The sequence below is a fragment of the Microbacterium sp. SA39 genome (genome assembly GCF_000967865.1).
Taxonomy (GTDB): Bacteria; Actinomycetota; Actinomycetes; order Actinomycetales; family Microbacteriaceae; genus Microbacterium.
This window is the reverse complement of record NZ_JXRU01000031.1, coordinates 101,576-119,652: the sequence shown is the minus strand read 5'-3', so window position 1 is coordinate 119,652 and position 18,077 is coordinate 101,576. Positions and strand designations below refer to the sequence as shown.

At 67.7% G+C, this 18,077-nt stretch carries 19 protein-coding genes and 4 tRNA genes; 7 read left to right on the top strand and 16 right to left on the bottom strand.

Going from position 1 to position 18,077, the window contains the following annotated elements:
• Positions 1 to 20: 20 nt before the first annotated feature.
• Positions 21 to 782, bottom strand: a complete 762-nt coding sequence (locus RS85_RS07295) for a YebC/PmpR family DNA-binding transcriptional regulator (protein ID WP_046012770.1) — start codon at positions 780 to 782, stop codon at positions 21 to 23.
• 138 nt (positions 783 to 920) lie between these two features.
• Between RS85_RS07295 and RS85_RS07290 the strand changes: the two genes are divergently transcribed.
• Positions 921 to 2,300: a pyridoxal phosphate-dependent decarboxylase family protein gene (locus RS85_RS07290; RefSeq protein WP_046012769.1), complete on the top strand. Its 1,380-nt coding sequence runs from the start codon at positions 921 to 923 to the stop codon at positions 2,298 to 2,300.
• Here the strand turns inward: RS85_RS07290 and pdxT are convergent.
• Positions 2,297 to 2,905, bottom strand: a complete 609-nt coding sequence (gene pdxT, locus RS85_RS07285) for a pyridoxal 5'-phosphate synthase glutaminase subunit PdxT (RefSeq protein WP_046012768.1) — start codon at positions 2,903 to 2,905, stop codon at positions 2,297 to 2,299. The two genes, RS85_RS07290 and pdxT, sit on opposite strands and share 4 nt — an antisense overlap.
• Positions 2,895 to 3,788 carry a pyridoxal 5'-phosphate synthase lyase subunit PdxS gene (gene pdxS, locus RS85_RS07280; protein ID WP_046012767.1) on the bottom strand — a complete coding sequence of 298 codons (894 nt, stop codon included), beginning with the start codon at positions 3,786 to 3,788 and terminating at the stop codon, positions 2,895 to 2,897. The genes pdxT and pdxS overlap by 11 nt, the downstream gene beginning before the upstream one ends.
• Positions 3,789 to 3,900: 112 nt before the next feature.
• Between pdxS and RS85_RS07275 the strand changes: the two genes are divergently transcribed.
• Together RS85_RS07275 and pdxY are read left to right on the top strand one after the other, a co-directional pair.
• A complete protein-coding gene (locus RS85_RS07275; RefSeq protein ID WP_046012766.1) occupies positions 3,901 to 5,205 on the top strand; it encodes an aminotransferase class I/II-fold pyridoxal phosphate-dependent enzyme in 1,305 nt (434 codons plus the stop codon).
• Between the two features lie 46 nt (positions 5,206 to 5,251).
• Positions 5,252 to 6,103 (top strand): pyridoxal kinase PdxY, encoded by an 852-nt coding sequence (gene pdxY, locus RS85_RS07270; RefSeq protein ID WP_046012765.1) that lies wholly within the window; start codon positions 5,252 to 5,254, stop codon positions 6,101 to 6,103.
• A gap of 75 nt (positions 6,104 to 6,178) precedes the next feature.
• On the opposite strand, the gene RS85_RS07265 is transcribed toward pdxY, so the two are convergent.
• From RS85_RS07265 to RS85_RS07255, 3 genes are all read right to left on the bottom strand, one after another.
• A complete protein-coding gene (locus RS85_RS07265) occupies positions 6,179 to 6,712 on the bottom strand; it encodes an HIT family protein (protein WP_046012764.1) in 534 nt (177 codons plus the stop codon).
• The gene (gene thrS / locus RS85_RS07260; RefSeq protein WP_046012850.1) at positions 6,709 to 8,655 is read right to left on the bottom strand and encodes a threonine--tRNA ligase; all 1,947 of its coding nucleotides are present in this window, start codon (positions 8,653 to 8,655) and stop codon (positions 6,709 to 6,711) included. Before thrS ends, RS85_RS07265 begins: the two co-directional genes overlap by 4 nt.
• A gap of 158 nt (positions 8,656 to 8,813) precedes the next feature.
• Complete coding sequence (locus tag RS85_RS07255; protein ID WP_046012763.1) at positions 8,814 to 9,587, bottom strand: GIN domain-containing protein; 774 nt, start codon at positions 9,585 to 9,587, stop codon at positions 8,814 to 8,816.
• Between the two features lie 119 nt (positions 9,588 to 9,706).
• On the opposite strand from RS85_RS07255, the gene RS85_RS07250 reads away from it, so the two are divergent.
• Complete coding sequence (locus tag RS85_RS07250; RefSeq protein WP_046012762.1) at positions 9,707 to 10,102, top strand: DoxX family protein; 396 nt, start codon at positions 9,707 to 9,709, stop codon at positions 10,100 to 10,102.
• Positions 10,103 to 10,151: 49 nt separating this feature from the next.
• Complete coding sequence (locus RS85_RS07245) at positions 10,152 to 11,495, top strand: cryptochrome/photolyase family protein (protein ID WP_046012761.1); 1,344 nt, start codon at positions 10,152 to 10,154, stop codon at positions 11,493 to 11,495.
• Positions 11,496 to 11,504: 9 nt separating this feature from the next.
• On the opposite strand, the gene RS85_RS07240 is transcribed toward RS85_RS07245, so the two are convergent.
• The 4 genes from RS85_RS07240 to RS85_RS07225 all read right to left on the bottom strand — a co-directional run bounded on the left by RS85_RS07240 (position 11,505) and on the right by RS85_RS07225 (position 13,243).
• Complete coding sequence (locus RS85_RS07240; RefSeq protein ID WP_046012760.1) at positions 11,505 to 11,963, bottom strand: BLUF domain-containing protein; 459 nt, start codon at positions 11,961 to 11,963, stop codon at positions 11,505 to 11,507.
• Positions 11,960 to 12,220, bottom strand: a complete 261-nt coding sequence (locus RS85_RS07235; RefSeq protein WP_046012759.1) for a hypothetical protein — start codon at positions 12,218 to 12,220, stop codon at positions 11,960 to 11,962. The genes RS85_RS07240 and RS85_RS07235 overlap by 4 nt, the downstream gene beginning before the upstream one ends.
• An 81-nt stretch (positions 12,221 to 12,301) precedes the next feature.
• Positions 12,302 to 12,574, bottom strand: a complete 273-nt coding sequence (locus RS85_RS07230; protein WP_046012758.1) for a hypothetical protein — start codon at positions 12,572 to 12,574, stop codon at positions 12,302 to 12,304.
• A gap of 351 nt (positions 12,575 to 12,925) precedes the next feature.
• Positions 12,926 to 13,243: a hypothetical protein gene (locus RS85_RS07225; protein ID WP_052703471.1), complete on the bottom strand. Its 318-nt coding sequence runs from the start codon at positions 13,241 to 13,243 to the stop codon at positions 12,926 to 12,928.
• 99 nt (positions 13,244 to 13,342) lie between these two features.
• Between RS85_RS07225 and RS85_RS07220 the strand changes: the two genes are divergently transcribed.
• On the top strand, positions 13,343 to 13,705 hold the full coding sequence (locus RS85_RS07220; RefSeq protein WP_046012757.1) for a hypothetical protein: 363 nt from the start codon (positions 13,343 to 13,345) through the stop codon (positions 13,703 to 13,705).
• Positions 13,706 to 13,760: 55 nt separating this feature from the next.
• Here the strand turns inward: RS85_RS07220 and RS85_RS07215 are convergent.
• The 3 genes from RS85_RS07215 to RS85_RS07205 form a co-directional block, all read right to left on the bottom strand.
• Positions 13,761 to 13,832, bottom strand: a tRNA-Val gene (locus RS85_RS07215).
• Positions 13,833 to 13,861: 29 nt separating this feature from the next.
• Positions 13,862 to 13,932 (bottom strand) — tRNA-Cys (locus RS85_RS07210).
• A 53-nt stretch (positions 13,933 to 13,985) separates the two neighbouring features.
• Positions 13,986 to 14,057 (bottom strand) — tRNA-Gly (locus tag RS85_RS07205).
• 150 nt (positions 14,058 to 14,207) lie between these two features.
• Here RS85_RS07205 and RS85_RS07200 point away from each other — a divergent pair.
• A tRNA-Val gene (locus RS85_RS07200) sits at positions 14,208 to 14,283 on the top strand.
• A gap of 31 nt (positions 14,284 to 14,314) precedes the next feature.
• Here the strand turns inward: RS85_RS07200 and RS85_RS07195 are convergent.
• The 3 genes from RS85_RS07195 to RS85_RS07185 are packed head-to-tail and all read right to left on the bottom strand — an operon-like array spanning position 14,315 to position 18,061.
• Positions 14,315 to 15,409 carry a PQQ-dependent sugar dehydrogenase gene (locus RS85_RS07195; RefSeq protein ID WP_046012756.1) on the bottom strand — a complete coding sequence of 365 codons (1,095 nt, stop codon included), beginning with the start codon at positions 15,407 to 15,409 and terminating at the stop codon, positions 14,315 to 14,317.
• A gap of 25 nt (positions 15,410 to 15,434) precedes the next feature.
• On the bottom strand, positions 15,435 to 17,099 hold the full coding sequence (locus RS85_RS07190) for an alpha-amylase family protein (RefSeq protein ID WP_046012755.1): 1,665 nt from the start codon (positions 17,097 to 17,099) through the stop codon (positions 15,435 to 15,437).
• Positions 17,096 to 18,061 carry a TIGR03885 family FMN-dependent LLM class oxidoreductase gene (locus tag RS85_RS07185; protein WP_046012754.1) on the bottom strand — a complete coding sequence of 322 codons (966 nt, stop codon included), beginning with the start codon at positions 18,059 to 18,061 and terminating at the stop codon, positions 17,096 to 17,098. The genes RS85_RS07190 and RS85_RS07185 overlap by 4 nt, the downstream gene beginning before the upstream one ends.
• Positions 18,062 to 18,077: the final 16 nt, after the last annotated feature.

The window sequence follows — 18,077 nt, the reverse complement described above, 5'->3', positions numbered from 1 at the left end:
GGAGGGGCGTCAGGCTCGCCTCAGGCGTCGTCGTTCTCGAGCTCGGCCTGCACGTCAGCCGACAGATCGAAGTTCGTGAAGACGTTCTGCACGTCTTCGCTGTCTTCGAGCGCGTCGATGAGGCGGAAGATCTTCCGCGCGGTGTCGGCGTCGATCTCGACCTTCAGGTTCGGGACGAACTCGACGTCGGCGGACTCGTAGTCGATGCCGGCTTCCTGCAGCGCGCTGCGGACCGTGACCAGATCGGTGGCGTCCGTGATGACCTCGAAGCCCTCAGCATGCGGCTCGATCTCCTCGGCACCGGCCTCGAGCACGGCCAGCATGACGTCGTCCTCGGTCGTGCCCTCCGAGCCGACGACGATGACGCCCTTGCGACTGAAGTTGTAGGCCACGCTGCCCGGGTCGGCGAGGGTGCCGCCGTTGCGGGTCAGGGCGGTGCGCACCTCTGCGGCCGCTCGATTCTTGTTGTCGGTCAGACACTCGATCATGAGGGCGACGCCGTTGGGTCCGTAGCCCTCGTACATGATCGAGGTGTACTCGACGGCCTCGCCGCCGATGCCCGCGCCGCGCTTCACCGCGCGGTCGATGTTGTCCTTGGGGACAGAGGTCTTTCTCGCCTTCTGCACCGCGTCGAACAGGGTCGGATTGCCGGCCATGTCGGCGCCGCCGAGCTTGGCTGCGACCTCGATGTTCTTGATGAGCTTGGCCCACGACTTCGCCCGGCGGGAGTCGATGATGGCCTTCTTGTGCTTCGTGGTCGCCCACTTGGAATGCCCGGACATGGTTCTCCGCTCGTCGTATCCGCCCGGAGCTCGCACCCAAGGCGTCGTCCAGTCTAATCCCGAGGGTCGCGGCCTTCGAGCAGGACCGGGACAACGCATGCCCTGGCGCGGGGCGACCGGCGGGTGTAGTCCTGATCCATGGACGCCACTCCCCCTGATGATCGGTCGCGTGCGCTCGACGCCGCGCACCACGCCGCGCTGGCATTCCTGGACACGGTCGACGAGCGACCGGTCTGGCCGCGAGCCTCCTTGGACGACATGCTCGCCGTGTTCGGAGGCCCGTTGTCCGAGGACGGCGTCGATCCCGTAGCGGTGATCGAGGAGATGGCAGCGCACGCCGATCCTGGGCTCGTCGCGATCCCCGGCGGCAGGTTCTTCGGTTTCGTGATCGGGGCGACGCACCCCGCCGCGCTGGCCGCGGACTGGCTCGTCTCGGCGTGGGATCAGAACTCGGGCTCGTCGACCCTCACCCCCGCGACCGTCGCGATGGAGAGAGTGGCCGGGCAGTGGATGCTCGACCTGTTCGGCCTGCCCGCATCCGCCAGCGTGGGCTTCGTGACGGGCGGACAGCTCGCGAACTTCACCTGCCTCTCGACGGCGCGCGTCGCCGTACTCGGCCGAGCGGGATGGAACCTCGCCGAGCGCGGACTCCGCGAGGCTCCTACTCTGCGGTTCGTCGTCGGCACAGATCGGCACGGGTCGATCGACCGGGCCGCGCGCTTCCTCGGGATCGGACGCTCAGAACTGATCGTCGTCGACACCGACGACCAGGGCAGGATGCGTCCGGATGCCCTGGAGGCAGTCCTCGCCGACGGTGAAGGCCCGGTGATCGTCTGCCTGCAGGCCGGAGAGGTGCACACCGGGGCTTTCGACGACTTCGCCGCGCTCATCCCGATCGCGAAGCGGCACGAGGCCTGGGTGCACGTCGACGGGGCCTTCGGCCTGTGGGCCGCGGCATCCGCTTCCCTGAGGTCGCTGACCTCCGGGATGGAGCAGGCCGATTCCTGGGCCACGGATGCACACAAGACGCTGAACGTGCCGTACGACTGCGGGATGGCGATCGTGCGGGATCCCGCCGATTCGATCGCCGCGTTCCGCACCGGCGGGGACTACCTGATCTACTCGGGCCTGGATCCGTGGGATGTCACCCCGGAGCTGTCACGACGCGCACGGGGCGTTCCGGCGTGGGCCGCGATGCGGAGCCTGGGACGGTCGGGGATCGCGGCGCTCGTCGACCGGCTGCACGCGAATGCGGTCGCGATGGCGCAGGGACTTTCCTCGATCGCGGAGATCGAGATCCTGAACGACGTCGACTACACACAGGTCATGTTCTGCGCGGGATCGGATGCTGCGACCCTAGCCCTCGGCGCGGCGATACTGAACGACGGCACGGCGGCCGTGACGGGCGCCGAGTGGCGCGGACGCGCAGCACTCCGATGCTCGATGTCGTCGTGGGTCACGACTCCCGACGACATCCATCGCACGGTCGAGGCGATCCGCCGGCTGGTATCTCGCTAGGCGGACAGGCCCGTGCGCGCTCGCACCCGATCCAGGAAGCGCACGTGGAAGCGCTTCTCCCCCGTGATCTCGGGGTGGAAGCTCAATCCCAGGAGGCCGCCCTGTTCGACGGCGACCACGCGTCCGTCGGGCAGCGCCGCAAGGACCTCGGCGGCAGGACCGACCGACTCGACGACGGGACCGCGGATGAAAGCGGCGCGCACCGGCCCTTCACCGAGTTCGGGCACGACGAGCTCGGCCTCGAACGACTCGACCTGACGGCCGAACGCATTCCGGCGCACCACGGCGTCGATGCCGCCGAAGGACTCCTGTCCGTCGATCGCATCCACGATCGAGTCGGCGAGCATGATGAGCCCGGCGCAGGTGCCGAGCACCGGCATCCCACCGGCGATCGCGGCGCGGATCGGCTCCTGCATGCCGAAGATGCGCGACAGCTTGTCGATCACGCTCGACTCCCCGCCGGGGATGACGAGACCGTCGACGGCCGCAAGCTCTTCCGGGCGCCGAACCAGCATGACGTCGGCCCCCAGTTCCGCGAGCAGGGCGGCGTGCTCGCGCACGTCGCCCTGCAGCGCGAGGACGCCGACCCTGGGGCTACCAGCCACGCTCGGCGAGGCGGTGCGGGGCCGGGAGGTCGGAGACGTTGATACCGACCATGGCCTCGCCGAGTCCGCGCGAGGCCTCCGCCACGATCTTGGGGTCGTCGAAGAAGGTGGTCGCCTTGACGATCGCCTTCGCGCGCTCGACCGGGTTGCCCGACTTGAAGATGCCGGAGCCGACGAAAACGCCGTCGGCGCCGAGCTGCATCATCATCGCGGCATCCGCGGGGGTGGCCACGCCACCGGCGACGAACAGCACGACGGGGAGCTTGCCGGTCTCGGCGATCTCGGCGACCAGCTCGTACGGCGCCTGCAGCTCCTTGGCCGCGACGAACAGCTCGTCTTTCGGCAGGGCGGTGAGTGCGGCGATCTCGCCGCGGATCTTGCGGATGTGCTTCATCGCCTCGGAGACGTCGCCGGTGCCGGCCTCTCCCTTGGAGCGGATCATCGCCGCGCCTTCGTTGATGCGACGGAGCGCCTCGCCGAGGTTCGTGGCACCGCAGACGAACGGGACCGTGAAACCGAACTTGTCGATGTGGTTCACGTAGTCGGCGGGCGAGAGCACCTCGGACTCGTCGATGTAGTCGACGCCCAGCTCCTGCAGGATCTGCGCCTCGACGAAGTGACCGATGCGCGCCTTGGCCATGACCGGGATGGAGACCGTGTCGATGATGCTGTCGATCATGTCGGGATCGCTCATGCGCGAGACGCCGCCCTGGGCGCGGATGTCGGCGGGAACGCGCTCGAGCGCCATGACGGCGACGGCGCCGGCATCCTCGGCGATCTTGGCCTGCTCGGCGGTGACGACGTCCATGATGACGCCGCCCTTGAGCATCTCGGCGAGGCCGCGCTTGACGCGCGAGGACCCGGTGGTGGTCTGGTCTGTCATGAGGACTCCTGTCGGGCACACCGCTGTCGGCGGTCAAAGTCGGTATTGATCTAGGCCAAACATAGCACTGTCCGAAACGACTTAGAATCGTCGGGAGGACACGAGAGGACTCATGAGCGACGACATCACTGGAACGACCGCCGCGGACATTGCCGACAGCGTGCGCGGGCTCCGTGATCGCGGCATCCTGCGTCCGGGAAGTCCGCTGCCGCCGGTCCGTGAACTCGCCACACGACTCGGGGTGAACCGCAACACCGCCGTCGCCGCCTACCGTCAGCTCGCTCAGGCCGGACTCGTCGTCTCGCGCGGCCGGGCCGGGACCGTGGTGACGGGGCACGAGGCCGTCGCACAGGAGGGCTACGCCGCCGACACGGTGCTGCGCGACGTCGGCACGGGCAACCCGGACCCGCGCCTGATCCCCGACCCCTCACCTGCGCTGATGAACATCGCGAGCAGGCCCGTGCTCTACGGCGAGCCCGTGATCGATCGCGGTCTGGAGGACTGGGCACGGAACTGGGTCGCCGCCGACCTCCATGCGGACTTCCGCATCACGATCACCAGCGGCGCCGTCGATGCCGTCGAGCGCCTGCTCGCCCAGGCTCTGATGCGCGACGACGCGGTCGCGCTCGAGGACCCGTGCTTCCTCGCCAGCATCCACACCGTGCGCCTCGGCGGCTACCGTGCCGTCGCCGTGCCGGTGGACGACCAGGGCATGACGGTCGACGGCCTCCGCGCTGCTCTGGACGCCGGGGTCCGCGCCGTCATCTGCACTCCCCGCGCCCAGAACCCGACGGGCGCGAGCCTCACCGCCGAACGCGCCGCTGAACTCCGCGCCGTGCTGGCCGATCATCCGTACGTGCTGATCATCGAGGACGACCACTTCTCGATGCTGTCGCAGCGACCGTACAAGTCGCTCATCGGGCCGGGGCATCGCCGATTCGCCCTCGTGCGCTCGGTCTCGAAGTTCCTCGGCCCGGACATGTGCCTCGCGATCGCCGCCACCGACGCGGAGACCGCCGAGCGGCTGGCGATGCGCCTCAGCCCCGGCACGACGTGGGTGAGCCATCTGCTGCAGCGCCTCGCGCTCACACAGCTGACGGATCAGACGGTGACCGCCGAGGTCGCCGCTGCGGCCGCACACTACGCCGAGCGCAACGCCGCTTTCGCGGCAAGACTACGAGAGCACGGGATCGAGGCACCGGCATCCGATGGGCTGAGCCTGTGGATCCAGCTGCCGCGACCCGCCAGGGAGGTCGCGGAGCGGCTGATGCGGCGCGGCTGGCTCGCCCGCACCGGCGACGAGTTCGCGCTCGACGATCGTGCCGAACCCTCACACCACCTGCGCCTCACCGTGCACGACCTCGACGATCAGGATGCCGCGACACTCGTCGCCGACCTGGTCGCCGCCGCTCGATGATCACCTGCCGCGACCTGCGGCTCGCCCAGAATGAAAGGATCGAGGAATGAAGATCCTCTCCATCCAGTCAGCCGTCGCCTACGGCCACGTCGGCAACTCCGCCGCGGTGTTCCCGTTGCAGCGCATCGGCGTCGAGGTGCTGCCGGTCTACACGGTGAACTTCTCGAACCACACCGGCTACGGCGCGTGGCGCGGCCCGCTCATCGACCCGGCCGATGTCCGCGAGGTCATCACCGGCATCGAGGACCGCGGCGTCTTCGGACAGATCGACGCCATCCTCAGCGGCTACCAGGGCGGCGAGGGTATCGGCGACGTCATCATCGACGCCGTCGCGCGCGTGAAGGCGGCCAACCCGAACGCCGTGTACGCGTGCGACCCCGTGATGGGGAACGCGAAGTCCGGATGCTTCGTCGCACCCGCCATCCCGGTCCTGCTGCGCGAGCGCGTCGTCCCGGTGGCCGACATCATCACGCCGAATCAGTTCGAGTTGGGCTTCCTCACCGAGACCGATCCCGACACGCTCGAGTCCACCCTCGCCTCGGTCGACCTCGCCCGTGCCATGGGACCCCGCACCGTGCTCGTCACCAGCGTGGAGCGACCCGACCGGGAAGACGGAACGATCGAGATGCTCGCCGTCGACGACGAGGGCGCGTGGATCGTGCAGACCCCGCACCTTCCGATGAAGGCCAACGGCTCCGGCGACGTCACCGCGGCGCTCTTCACCGCGCACTACGTCGAGACGGGCAGTGCGCAGACGGCGCTCGAGCGCACCGCCTCCAGCGTCTACGACCTGCTCAAGGCCACGCTCGACTCCGGTGAGCGCGAGCTGCAGCTCGTCGAAGCCCAGGAGTTCTACGCGCACCCGCGGATGCAGTTCACCGCGCGCCAGGTGCGCTGACCGTCTACTGGGTCCCTGAGCCTGGTCGAAGGGTACTCCGCGGGCGCTTCGACAAGCTCAGCGACCTGAGGGTGCTCAGCGGGGCCAGGCGTCCGCCACGGCCTCGCGCACCTCGCCGAGCAACTGCGGCAGCGCCTTCGTCTTCGCGATGATCGGGAAGAAGTTCGCGTCCGACGTCCACCGCGGCACGACGTGCTGGTGCAGGTGGCCGTCGACGCCGGCACCCGCGACCGCGCCCTGGTTCATGCCGAGGTTGAAGCCGTCGCAGCGGGACACCTCGCGCAGCACCCGCATCGCGGTCTGCGTGAGAGCGCCGATCTCGGCGACCTCTTCCGACGTCGCCTGGTCGTAGGTGCCGATGTGCCGATAAGGGCAGACCAGCAGGTGACCGGAGTTGTACGGGAACAGGTTCAGCAGCACGTATGCCGTCTCGCCGCGCGCGACGATCAGACGATCGGCATCCGCGTGCTTCGGCGCTTCACAGAACGGGCATTCCTCGCGCAACGGCTCGGGTCCCGCCTGAATGTACGCCATCCGGTGCGGGGTCCACAGTCGCTGGAACTCGTCGGGCGCCCCCGCGAGCAGACTCCCGTCTTCTGCCGAGGTCACACCAGATCCCCCGCCGTGTGCACGAGAGCGTGCGAGTCGATGGCGACGCGGATGCGGGCGACGGCATCCGCGATCGGTACGCCGTTCTCCTGCGTGCCGTCGCGGTAGCGGAACGAGACGGTGCCGGCGGCTCGGTCCTGCTCCCCCGCGATCAGCAGCAGCGGAACCTTGCCGGTGGTGTGATTGCGGATCTTCTTCTGCATCCGTTCGTCTGACGTGTCGAGCTCGGCGCGCACGCCGGAGTCCCGGAGCGTGGAGATGATCTCGCCCAGGTAGTCGGCGAACTCCTCGGCGACGGGGATGCCGACGACCTGCACGGGCGAGAGCCACACCGGGAAGTCGCCCGCGTAGTGCTCGAGCAGGATCGCGAAGAACCGCTCGATCGAGCCGAACAGCGCGCGGTGGATCATGATCGGGCGCTTCTTCTGCCCGTCCTTGTCCATGAACTCCAGGTCGAAGCGCTCCGGAAGGTTCGGGTCGACCTGCACGGTGGAGAGCTGCCAGGTACGGCCGATCGCGTCCTTCGTCTTGAGGTCGATCTTCGGGCCGTAGAACGCCGCCTCGCCGGGGACCTCTGTGAGCTTCAGACCGGATGCCACGGCGACGCGGCGCAGCGCATCGGTCGACGACTCCCAGAACTCGTCCGAGCCGATCCACTTCGACTTCTCGTCATCCTTCATCGACAGCTCGAGCTCGAAGTCGCTCAGACCGAAATCGCGGAGCATCGAGAGGATGAACTCGAGGACCTTCGCGACCTCGCCTTCGAGCTGGTCGGGAGTCACGAAGAGGTGCGAGTCATCCTGCGTGAAACCGCGCACGCGGGTGAGTCCGTGCAGCGCCCCGGACAGCTCGTTTCGGTAGACCGTGCCGTTCTCGGCGAAACGCAGCGGAAGATCGCGATAGCTGCGTGCGCGCTCCTTGTAGATCAGGATGTGCATCGGGCAGTTCATGGGCTTCAGGTAGTAGTCCTGGCCCTGCTTGGTGATCTCGCCGTTCTCGTCGCGCTCCTCGTCCATCACGATCGGCGGGAACATGCCCTCCTTGTACGTGACGAGGTGGTTCGAGGTGAGGAAGAGATCTTCCTTCGAGATGTGAGGCGTGTACACGTAGGTGTAGCCGCCCTCGATGTGGCGCTTGCGCGCGTGCTGCTCCATCTCGCCGCGGATCATGCCGCCGCGGGGATGCCAGACCGACAGACCCGACCCGATCTCCTCGGGGAACGAGAAGAGATCCAGCTCCTTGCCGAGCCGGCGGTGGTCGCGTTTCGCGGCCTCTTCGAGCCGGTGCTGGTAGGCGCGCAGCTCGTCCTTGGTCGGCCAGGCCGTGCCGTAGATGCGCTGCAGCTGCGGGTTCTTCTCGCTGCCCCGCCAGTAGGCGGCGGCGATGCGAGTGAGGTCCCAGCCGTTGCCGATCATGCGGGTGTTCGGCAGGTGCGGTCCGCGGCAGAGGTCCTTCCAGACGACCTCGCCGTCGCGGGTGGTGTTGTCGTAGATCGTGAGCTCGCCCTCGCCGACCTCGACAGAGGCGCCTTCCGCGATCTCTTTCTGGGTCCCTGAGCCTGTCGAAGGGCCCTTGAGTCCGATCAGCTCGAGCTTGAACGGCTCGTCGGCGAGCTCTGCGCGCGCCTCCTCGTCGGTGACGACACGACGGACGAAGCGCTGACCCTCACGGATGATGCGCTGCATCTCCTTCGTGATGGCCTTGATGTCCTCGGGGGTGAATGGGGTCTCCACGCCGAAGTCGTAGTAGAAGCCGTCGGTGATGGGCGGGCCGATGCCCAGGTTCGCCTGCGGGTTGATGCGCTGCACCGCCTGCGCGAGCACGTGTGCCGCCGAGTGGCGGAGGATGTTCAGCCCGTCCTGGCTGTCGATCGTGACCGCCTCGACCTCGTCAGTCTCGGTGACGGTCGTGGCGAGATCCTTGAGATCGCCGTTGACGCGCATGGCTACGACGTTGCGGTCGGTGAACAGGGCGAAGCCATCGTGCGGCCGGGCGTTTTCAGGCACAGAAACTCTCCATCTGGGTCGGTACCCAGGTTACCCGTACGACCGCCGGCTCCGGACCGTCAGCCGACGACCACGATGCCATCAGGCTCGCTCGCTCAGCGTCGGGCGACGTCGCCCGATCCGGAGACCTCTTGGGTCACGCGGGCGCTTCCGCCGTAGGAGATGTCTGCGGAGCCGTCGATGATCGCTTCGAGCGTCTTCTCCGCGGTCACGGTGGCGCTGCCCGGGCCGCGGATGGTGACGGACGTATCGCTGCTGCGCAGGCCCTCGGCGTCGTATCCGCCGGCCCCGCCGATCTCAACCCTCTGTGTCGTCGTCGTGCCGTCGATCTCCACCTCCCCCGATCCGTCGATGCGTACCGTGAGCGTCTCCAGGACGGCGTCGCGCACAGCGATCTCACCGGAGCCGTCGATCGTGAGCGCGGCACCCGACGCATCGATGCCACGGGCTTCGACATCGCCCGATCCCCGGATCGTGATCGTCGGCGCACTCGCACCGGTGAAGTCGACCGAGGCGTCTCCGGACCCGAACACCGCGAGCGACTCGAGCGACGACACCGTGAGCTCGTACCGGATGTCGCCGGACCGGAGCGGCGGCTCGCCGTCCATGCCCAGCCGCAGCACCCCGTCGTCGACCTCAGCGGTGAGGCTGTCGATGATGCGCTCGCCGGCGGTCACCCGGAGGGACGGTGTCGCTCCCGATGTCACCGTGAGGTCGCCGGAGGTGTCGAGCTCCACGCCCGTGACGTCGGTCACCTCGCGGTCCTGACTGACGGCGGGACCGGGACCGAACGCTGCGCACCCGGTGAGCGCGGAGGCGGCGATGACGACGACGGTGATGACGGAAACAAAGAGGAGACGTGAGCGCATGGCCTCAGCGTAAGGAGGGGGGCGACAGCCCCGACAGCTACGCCGGTACTGACTTCGTCTGCCTCCCCGGTATGAGTCCGGAGACGGCGAAAGCGCGTGCCATCACGTAGCGTGAAGACATGAGAGCAGTCGCCCGATGGATCCTCGCGATCGCCCTCGGCGCGATCGGCGTCATGCACTTCACCTCGACGCGCGGTTTCCGCGTGGTCGTCCCCGACTGGGCCGTGGAGATCACGAAGCTCGACAAGAACGACATCGTCCTCGCGTCCGGTGCGGCGGAGATCGCGCTCGCGACAGGGCTGATCGCGCTGCCACGCGAACGGCGACGGATCGGCTGGGCGACGGCCGCATTCTTCGTCGCCGTCCTCCCCGGGAACATCCATCAATGGCGCACCCAGCGCTCGACGCCCGGGCTCGATACTGATGCGAGGCGACTCGGACGCCTCTTCCTGCAACCGGCGCTCGTGGTCTGGGCGCTCTGGGCGACGAGCGAGAAGCGTCACCGACGTCGCTGACGATCGCCGCGTCGCGCGCCGGGCCTCTCCGTGTCGGAGAGAATGGGGCATGGCCTCCCCCTCGATCGTCTGGTTCCGCGATGACCTGCGGCTGGCCGACAACCCCGCCCTGCGCGCCGCGATCGACCGCGGCGAGCCGATCATCGCGCTGTACGTGCTCGACGAGGAGTCCGAGGGCGTGCGGCCGCTCGGCGGCGCGGCGCGCTGGTGGCTGCACCACTCGCTCGCGTCCCTCGGCGAACGTCTGCGTGAGAAAGGGGCGGCTCTCGTCCTGCGCCGCGGCCCGGCCGATCGCGTCGTCCGAGACGTCGTGGCGGATGCCGGAGCAGGTGCCGTGTTCTGGAATCGTCGGTACGGAGGAGCAGGTCGCGCCATCGACACCGGACTCAAGTCGGCGCTCCGCTCCGACGGGGTGACCGTTCAATCGTTCGCGGGATCTCTGCTGCACGAGCCATGGACCGTGACGACGGGCAGCGGCACGCACTATTCGGTGTTCACGCCGTTCTGGCGCGCCTGCCGCGCGCTCCCCGCTCCACGGGGACCGCTCGTGGAACCGAAGGAGATTCCCGGCGCCTCTCAGCCGCGGGCATCCGATCGACTCGATGACTGGGAGCTGCTGCCGACGCAGCCCGACTGGGCCGGCGGGTTGCGCGAGACCTGGGAACCGGGTGAACCGGGCGCTCGGCGGCGGCTGCGCGAGTTCCTCGACGACGACCTCTCCGCCTACGACCGAGCACGCGACGAGCCCTCGGCTGGGGCGACATCGCTGCTCTCCCCGCGCCTGCGTTGGGGCGAGCTGAGTCCGTTCACCGTGTGGCATGAGGCCGTCGGCGTCGACGGCGCCGGCCGCTTCCTCTCCGAGCTCGGATGGCGCGAGTTCGCCTGGCACACGCTCTATCACTTCCCGGACCTCGCGACGAAGAACCTTCGCCGGGAGTTCGACGCCTTCCCCTGGCCGCCGCTCGACCCCTCACAACTCGACGCCTGGCAGCACGGCGAGACCGGTGTGCCACTGGTGGATGCGGGCATGCGCGAGCTCTGGCACACCGGCTACATGCACAACCGCGTACGGATGGTCACGGCATCGTTCCTGATCAAGAACCTGCTGATCGACTGGCGACTCGGCGAGGAGTGGTTCTGGGACACGCTGGTCGATGCCGACGACGCCAACAACCCGCTCAACTGGCAGTGGGTCGCCGGCTCCGGAGCGGATGCCGCGCCCTACTTCCGCGTGTTCAATCCCGAGCTGCAGGCGAAGAAGTTCGACCCGCAGAGCCGCTACATCTCGCGGTGGGCAGCGGATGCTCCGACGGAACCGATCGTCGACCTCGGCGAGACCCGGAAAGCGGCTCTCTCGGCCTACGAGCAGGTCAAGCGAGCGCCGCGGGCCTGATCCCTTCAGTCAGGCGTGCACTTCCTGGTCGGCGCGCACCCGGAACCACATGGTGAGCTCGGCCAGGGCGCGCAACGTCGTGGAGCGCTCGGAGCTGTCCTCCAGATCGGCGAACGAGTCGCGGAAGCCGTCGGGGACGTGCGCTGCCTCGCTCTGAAGAGAGCGATATCCCATCGTCCAATCCGCGAAACGGCGTTCGTCGAGCGGCTCCTCGAGGAGGACGCGCATGCTGTGATGACGCGGATCCCTCTCGATGGTGCGCGCCAGCCGACGCACGACGTCGGCAGGGCCCTCGAGCACCTGGATGAAGCGCTCGCCGCGATACAGCAGCATCCCGGTCAATTCCTTCGCTTCGTTGAGCGCACGGCACTGAGCCAGCAAGTGGTCGAGTGCCGTCGCCCGGAACGGCGCGGATGCTGTGCTCGTGTAGACGAGGGAGGTCAGCTCGGTGCTCTCGGTCGAGGTCACTGGACAGCTCCCTTCAGCTGCGCTTCGGCATCCGCGTCCGGTGATCCGGCTGCGGGAGCGGTCGAGACGGCCGTCGTCGCACCATCGAGCGTGAGGAAGCTTCCGAGAGGACGCGACCGCGCGTCGAATGCGGAGTAGCTGCCATCCGACTGGCGATCGACGTACCCGAGGAAATCGCCACCGCGGCTGCCGACATGGAATCCTTCCTCGACGCACGCCCAGAGGACGTCGGAGGAGAATGTGTGGGGATCGTTCACTCGTGAACACTATGAGAGCGACGCGATATTCTGCTTCCCCCTTGCGCGGCGGCCGTTCGCTGTGCGACGCCGCAGGAGCGGTCAGACGTGTCGGACCGAGAGCATCTGCCAGCCTTCGGGGACCTTGGCTTCAAGGGCAGCCATGTCATCCGCTTCGATCTCTCGGGGCTCCTCGCGACGCTGAAATCGGCCTTCGACGATGCGGATGCCGCCCGGCTTCATCTCGACGTGGGCGGAGGCCATCTCCCATCCGGCAGGAGCCTGCGCGAGGAGCTGAGCGCGGAGCTCCGGGATCTCGGTGCCCTCGACGGTCGCGGTCTGCTTTTCGGCGGGGCGGATGAGGGCGACGAGCATGAGACAAGACTAGGCGACCGTGGAACGAATCAGCGTTCCGGAGGGGGTGGTCCCGACAGGTCTGGGGAACCCTCGGGACCACCTGCCGGTGTTGCTGGGGACTTCACCGGACCGTGGATCGCCTTTTCGTGCGATCTGAGCGCCAACATACCGGTTCGGTGCGGAGCGCGACAGGCCCGAGGGCGCGGTGCTGCCGTTTCTTGCACTCCGTCGAGATCTAGACGCCCGCCCGGCGAGAGCGTAGCCTTCGTGCCAGAGCGGCGGGGATGCGGGAACTGGGGACGATCCGCACCTGAGCTCTTGCCTTCCGCCTCGCGAGTTCTGGGGTGCTCGCGGGTGGAAGGCACCTCATCACTCCCCCGGTGCCCTGCCGGCGCTGTCCTGTGCAAACTCGAAATCGAAGAGGCCGCCCCAAGGCGTGCGCTCGTCTCCCGTGTCGCGAGGGTCGTACTGGACGGTCGAGGTAGAGATGACCACACGCGATCGCGGCGTCACCAGCACGCGCATGCGTCGGTTCCCGACGACGATGAAGTCTATGAACCGCGCCGGACCGTTGGCCGCCTCGGAGATCCGATCCAGCAACTCGTCCAGGTCTTGTTCCTGTGCGAGGTGCGCGGCAACGCCGTCGATGAGGATCTCGGTCCTCTCCATGGTCTGCATTTCGTCCATCCCAGCACGTTAGTACGATCCGCTGGAGAGAGAACGGGGTTGCATCGCGAACGTCGATTTGCGCCATGACATCCTGATCCGAGACAGAGAGGCACTTTCATGAACCCGATGTTCCCGAGCGGGAGCGATGCGCTTGCTCCGCCCTTGCAGGACGTGCGCGGCTCAGCCAAGCGCGCTATCAACTACTTCCACGTGCTCGTCGACGAGCCAACGGGGAGCGGCGCCCCGGGTCGGCATCATGTGCAGTTGATCGGCGCAGCGGATGCCGATTCGCTCCGCGAGCCGCTGTCGTACGACGCGTTCGAGATCGAGAGTGACACCGTCGCAGAAGGTGGCACGTTGCGGGTCCGCTCGATGATCGCGGAACTCGTTGCTCGTTTCGGCCTCTACCTCGACCCCTCTTCCTGGTCCAACGAGGAAGGCGACGAGGAACAGGTGGCGGCGGTCAGGCGCGCCGATTGAAACGGCCGTCCGGCCCGAACACGAAAAAACCCCCGGGATTCCGGGGGTTTCAGTGTGCGCGATACTGGGATCGAACCAGTGACCTCTTCCGTGTCAGGGAAGCGCGCTACCGCTGCGCCAATCGCGCCTGTACAGGCTTTTCAGTTGTGTGCGACGAGGTGGCGACGGGATTCGAACCCGTGTAAACGGCTTTGCAGGCCGGTGCCTAGCCGCTCGGCCACGCCACCGTGTGGATTGACCCCACGTGCTTCGAGTCTCCAAGAGAAACTCACTGCACTCGAGCGGATGACGAGATTCGAACTCGCGACCCTCACCTTGGCAAGGTGATGCGCTACCACTGCGCTACATCCGCATTTGCTCCCGGTCGACCCGGGCACTCATGAAACATTAGCCGAAGATCGGCGAGGGTCCAAACCGGAATCGAATCCCGCGCGTGTCCGCCGGAGTGGTCCTCGCGGCGTCCGAGCGTCGGGTAGTATCTGTTGACGTACCCCGCGGGTATGGGCGATTGGCGCAGTTGGTAGCGCGCTTCCTTCACACGGAAGAGGTCATCGGTTCGAGTCCGGTATCGCCCACCACATCTCGGTCTTTCCCCGCCGCCGCCGTGAGTCACTCAGGCTTGTCGAGCGGAACCCGGATGACGCGATCGTCGTCGTCGGACGGCGATCCGCGGCCGTCACGGTTGTTCGTCAGCATCCACAGGGCACCGTCAGGCGCGACGACGACGTCCCGCAGACGGCCGAACTCACCGACGTTATGCTCCGACGCGACGGTGAGATCCTCGATGGGCACCTCGCGGAGCCGCTCGCCCCTGAGATTCGCGATGAAGATCGCTCCGCCGGTCACGGCGATGCCGCTGGGACTCGCCTGATCAGGGCGCCACTGCTGCACCGGATCGACGAAGCCGTCGCGGTCGGCGATGCCTTCGACCTCCGGCCAGCCGTAGTTGCCACCCGCTTCGATGATGTTCAGCTCGTCCCAGGTGTCCTGCCCGAACTCGCTCGCGTAGAGGACGCCGTCCTGGCCCCAGGCGATCCCCTGCGGGTTCCGGTGCCCGTAGCTGAACACCACAGAACCCTCGATGGGGTTGTCGTCCGGCACATCGCCGTCAGGCGTGAGGCGGAGGATCTTTCCGGACAGAGAGTCGAGGTCCTGCGCTCGCGAGGGCTGTCCGGCGTCGCCGACCGTGGCGTAGAGCATCCCGTCCGGGCCGAAGGCGATGCGCCCGCCGTTGTGATTTCCGGCGACGTCGAGTCCGCTCAGCACGGCTTCGGCCTCTCCCAATCGCAGCGCCCCTGCAGCACCCGAGATCTCGTACCGCTCGATGCGATTGTCCGACGACGTCGTGAAGTAGGCGTACAGGTACCCCTCCCCCACGGCGATCCCGAGCAGACCGCCCTCGCCGCGTGGAGCGACACCATCGATGACGCCGACCTCGCGCACGATACCGTCTTCACTCACCTCGACGATCCGTGCAGTGTCGCGCTCGCTGAACAGCGCAATGTCACCGTGGAACGCGATCGACCACGGCACGGCGAGGTTCTGCGCGATCACCGTCGCCTCTCCCGTCGCCACGATCGAGGAGCCGGATCGCGCGGGTGTCGGCGCGCCCCCGCTCGAGGGTGGCTCGCTCGCGCAGGCGGTCAGCGCCAGCAGGAGCGCGGCGCCGCCCGCTATCGCACTTACCTTCCGTCCTACATCCACAGCGCCCCCTGCGGTCCGCGACGGCTCACGTGACACGCCCGTCCCCCGGTCGCGAGACCCGCAACCAGCGATAGCCGTACCCCGGGACCTCGAGTTCGACGTCGCCGGTCGGGCTCACCTCGACCCGCGCCGAGTCGAGAAGGTCGACGAGGGTCGTGCCTTCCGGCTCGTCGGCAAGGCGGAACGCGGCATCGACGGGAACCTCCGAGAAGTTGTGCAGCGCGATCATCCGCCCCACGTCCGCTGCGAGCGAGTGCACCAGCAGCCCGGGCGCCGACTGCTCGATGATCTCCAGCCGTCCCCAGCCGAGCTCCGGCGAGATGCGGTATCGGGAGGTGAGATCACGGAAGAAGTGCAGCATCGAACCGCGATCCTCCAGCTGGGCCGCGACGTTCACGTGCTGCGGGGCGTAGCCGTCGGCGGGCGGGCGGGCAACCAGTCGTGAAGGCGCAGCGTCCGAGAATCCGCCGTTGCGATCCGCCGACCACTGCATGGGAGTCCGCACGGATTGCCTGTCCGGAATGTCGACGTTCTCCCCCATCCCGATCTCCTCGCCGTAGAACAGCACCGGGGTGCCGGGCAGGGTGAACAGCAGGCTGTACGCCATCCGGATGCGTCTCGGGTCTCCCTCCAGCATGGTCGGGAGCCGGCGCGTGATGCCGCGCCCGAAGACGCGCTGCTTCTCATCGGGCGCGAACGCCTCGAACACCTCCTGCCGCTCACTGTCGCTGAGCTTGTCGAGGGTGAGCTCGTCGTGATTGCGGAGGAAATTCGCCCACTGCACCTCGACCCCCAGCTCGGGACGGGAGGTCAGCGCCTCGATGAGCGGAGCCGGATCGCGGCGCACGAGAGACAGGTAGAACGCCTGCATGCCGACGAAGTCGAACTGCATGGTCAGCTCGTCACCGGCTTCACCCCCGAAGTACGCGACCTGCTGGTCATACGGCAGATTCACCTCGCCGAGCAGGATCGCCTCGCTGGATCTGCGCTGCAGGAAGCGGCGGATGTCGCGCAGCAGGTCGTGCGGCTCCGGGATATCAGCGCCCTGAGGAACCTCGAGCAGGAAAGGCACCGCGTCGACGCGGAATCCCGAGATGCCGAGCTGCAGCCAGAAGCCGATCACCTTGGCGATCTCGTCGCGCACCTGCGGGTTCGCGACGTTGAGGTCGGGCTGGTGCTCGTAGAAGCTGTGCTGGTACCACTGCCCCGACTTCTCGTCCTTCTCCCAGATGCCGTCGGCCTGCCCGGGAAAGACCGCGTTCTTCTGCCCGCGGGGCGGCGCATCATCTCGCCAGATGTAGTAGTCGCGGTAGGGCGAGTCCACGCTGCGTTTCGCCGCCAGGAACCACGGATGCCGATCAGAGGTGTGATTGACGACGAGGTCGACGATCACGCGCATGCCCCGATCACGGGCCGTGCGGATGACCTCGACGAGGTCGCCGTGGGTTCCGAGCCTCGGGTCGACACCGTAGAAGTCGCTGACGTCGTACCCGTCGTCCCGGTCGGGAGTCGGATAGAACGGCATGAGCCAGAGGCAGGTGACCCCGAGCTGGGAGAGGTAGTCGATCCGCTGCGCGAGGCCCTGCAGATCGCCGACGCCGTCTCCGTTCGAATCGAGGAAGGTCTCGACGTCGAGGCAGTACACGACAGCGGTCTTCCACCAGAGGTCGCTGGTATCCGTGATCTTCACAGTCGCTCCTTCAGTGCGGGGATGAGGTCGGATGCCGCCGTGCGGAGGAACCCGGATTGATCGGTGCCGACATGGTGCAGATAGACGCGATCGAACCCGATGCGCACGAGATCGGCGATGCGCGACGCGAGGGACTCGGGGTCGTGATCGATCAGGACCGCCTTTCCGAGCCCCGCGTCATCGACCACGCCGACGGCCTCGTCGAAGTCCTCCGGCTGCTCCAGGTCCCAGGTCGTGGGCGGGGAGAGCAGGCCGTTGCGCCACTGGTCGCGCGCGATCACGAGTGCCTCCGCGTCACTCCGCGCCCAGCTGAGATGCACCTGCAGCGTGCAGGGGCCGACGCCGCCCGCCGAGCGGTACCGGTCCACGACGCGGCGCAGGGCGTCGGGCTCCTGGGCGACCGTGGCGAGACCGTCTGCCCAGGACGCGGCCCATCCCGCTGTCTCGGCGCTGACCGCGGTCGCGAAGAGCGGCGCTGGCTCGGCTGGCCGGCTCCACACTCGGGCGCGGTGCACTCTCACCAGACCGTCATGGTCGACCAGCTCCCCGGCGATCAGACGGCGGATGACGTCCACGCTCTCGAGAAGGCGTTCGTTGCGCGTCGCCTTCTCAGGCCAGCCGTCGCCCGTCACGTGTTCGTTGACCGCCTCCCCGCTGCCCATGGCCGCCCAGAAACGGCCGGGGAACATCTCCTCGATCGTCGCGAACGCCTGCGCGATCATGACCGGATGGTAGCGCTGACCGGGAGCGTTGACCATACCGATCGAAAAGCTGGTGCGCGCCAGGGCGGCCGCGATCCAGCTGAGGGCGAAGCCCGACTCGCCCTGTCGTGGGCTCCAGGGCGCGAGGTGGTCGGAGCACATCGCGCCGTCGAACCCGGCCTGTTCGGCGGCGACGACGGCGTCGAGGAGCGCGCTCGGCGCGATCTGCTCATGGGAGGCGTGGAATCCGATGAAGACCATGACCCGAGTGTGCCAA

Excerpts from the sequence above, each read along its gene's own strand:
- RS85_RS07295 (WP_046012770.1), bottom strand. The coding sequence starts at position 782 with ATGTCCGGGCATTCCAAGTGGGCGACCACGAAGCACAAGAAGGCCATC.
- RS85_RS07290 (WP_046012769.1), top strand. The coding sequence starts at position 921 with ATGGACGCCACTCCCCCTGATGATCGGTCGCGTGCGCTCGACGCCGCG.
- pdxS (WP_046012767.1), bottom strand. The coding sequence starts at position 3,788 with ATGACAGACCAGACCACCACCGGGTCCTCGCGCGTCAAGCGCGGCCTC.
- RS85_RS07275 (WP_046012766.1), top strand. The coding sequence starts at position 3,901 with ATGAGCGACGACATCACTGGAACGACCGCCGCGGACATTGCCGACAGC.
- pdxY (WP_046012765.1), top strand. The coding sequence starts at position 5,252 with ATGAAGATCCTCTCCATCCAGTCAGCCGTCGCCTACGGCCACGTCGGC.
- thrS (WP_046012850.1), bottom strand. The coding sequence starts at position 8,655 with ATGCGCGTCAACGGCGATCTCAAGGATCTCGCCACGACCGTCACCGAG.
- RS85_RS07255 (WP_046012763.1), bottom strand. The coding sequence starts at position 9,587 with ATGCGCTCACGTCTCCTCTTTGTTTCCGTCATCACCGTCGTCGTCATC.
- RS85_RS07250 (WP_046012762.1), top strand. The coding sequence starts at position 9,707 with ATGAGAGCAGTCGCCCGATGGATCCTCGCGATCGCCCTCGGCGCGATC.
- RS85_RS07245 (WP_046012761.1), top strand. The coding sequence starts at position 10,152 with ATGGCCTCCCCCTCGATCGTCTGGTTCCGCGATGACCTGCGGCTGGCC.
- RS85_RS07230 (WP_046012758.1), bottom strand. The coding sequence starts at position 12,574 with ATGCTCGTCGCCCTCATCCGCCCCGCCGAAAAGCAGACCGCGACCGTC.
- RS85_RS07225 (WP_052703471.1), bottom strand. The coding sequence starts at position 13,243 with ATGGACGAAATGCAGACCATGGAGAGGACCGAGATCCTCATCGACGGC.
- RS85_RS07220 (WP_046012757.1), top strand. The coding sequence starts at position 13,343 with ATGAACCCGATGTTCCCGAGCGGGAGCGATGCGCTTGCTCCGCCCTTG.
- RS85_RS07185 (WP_046012754.1), bottom strand. The coding sequence starts at position 18,061 with ATGGTCTTCATCGGATTCCACGCCTCCCATGAGCAGATCGCGCCGAGC.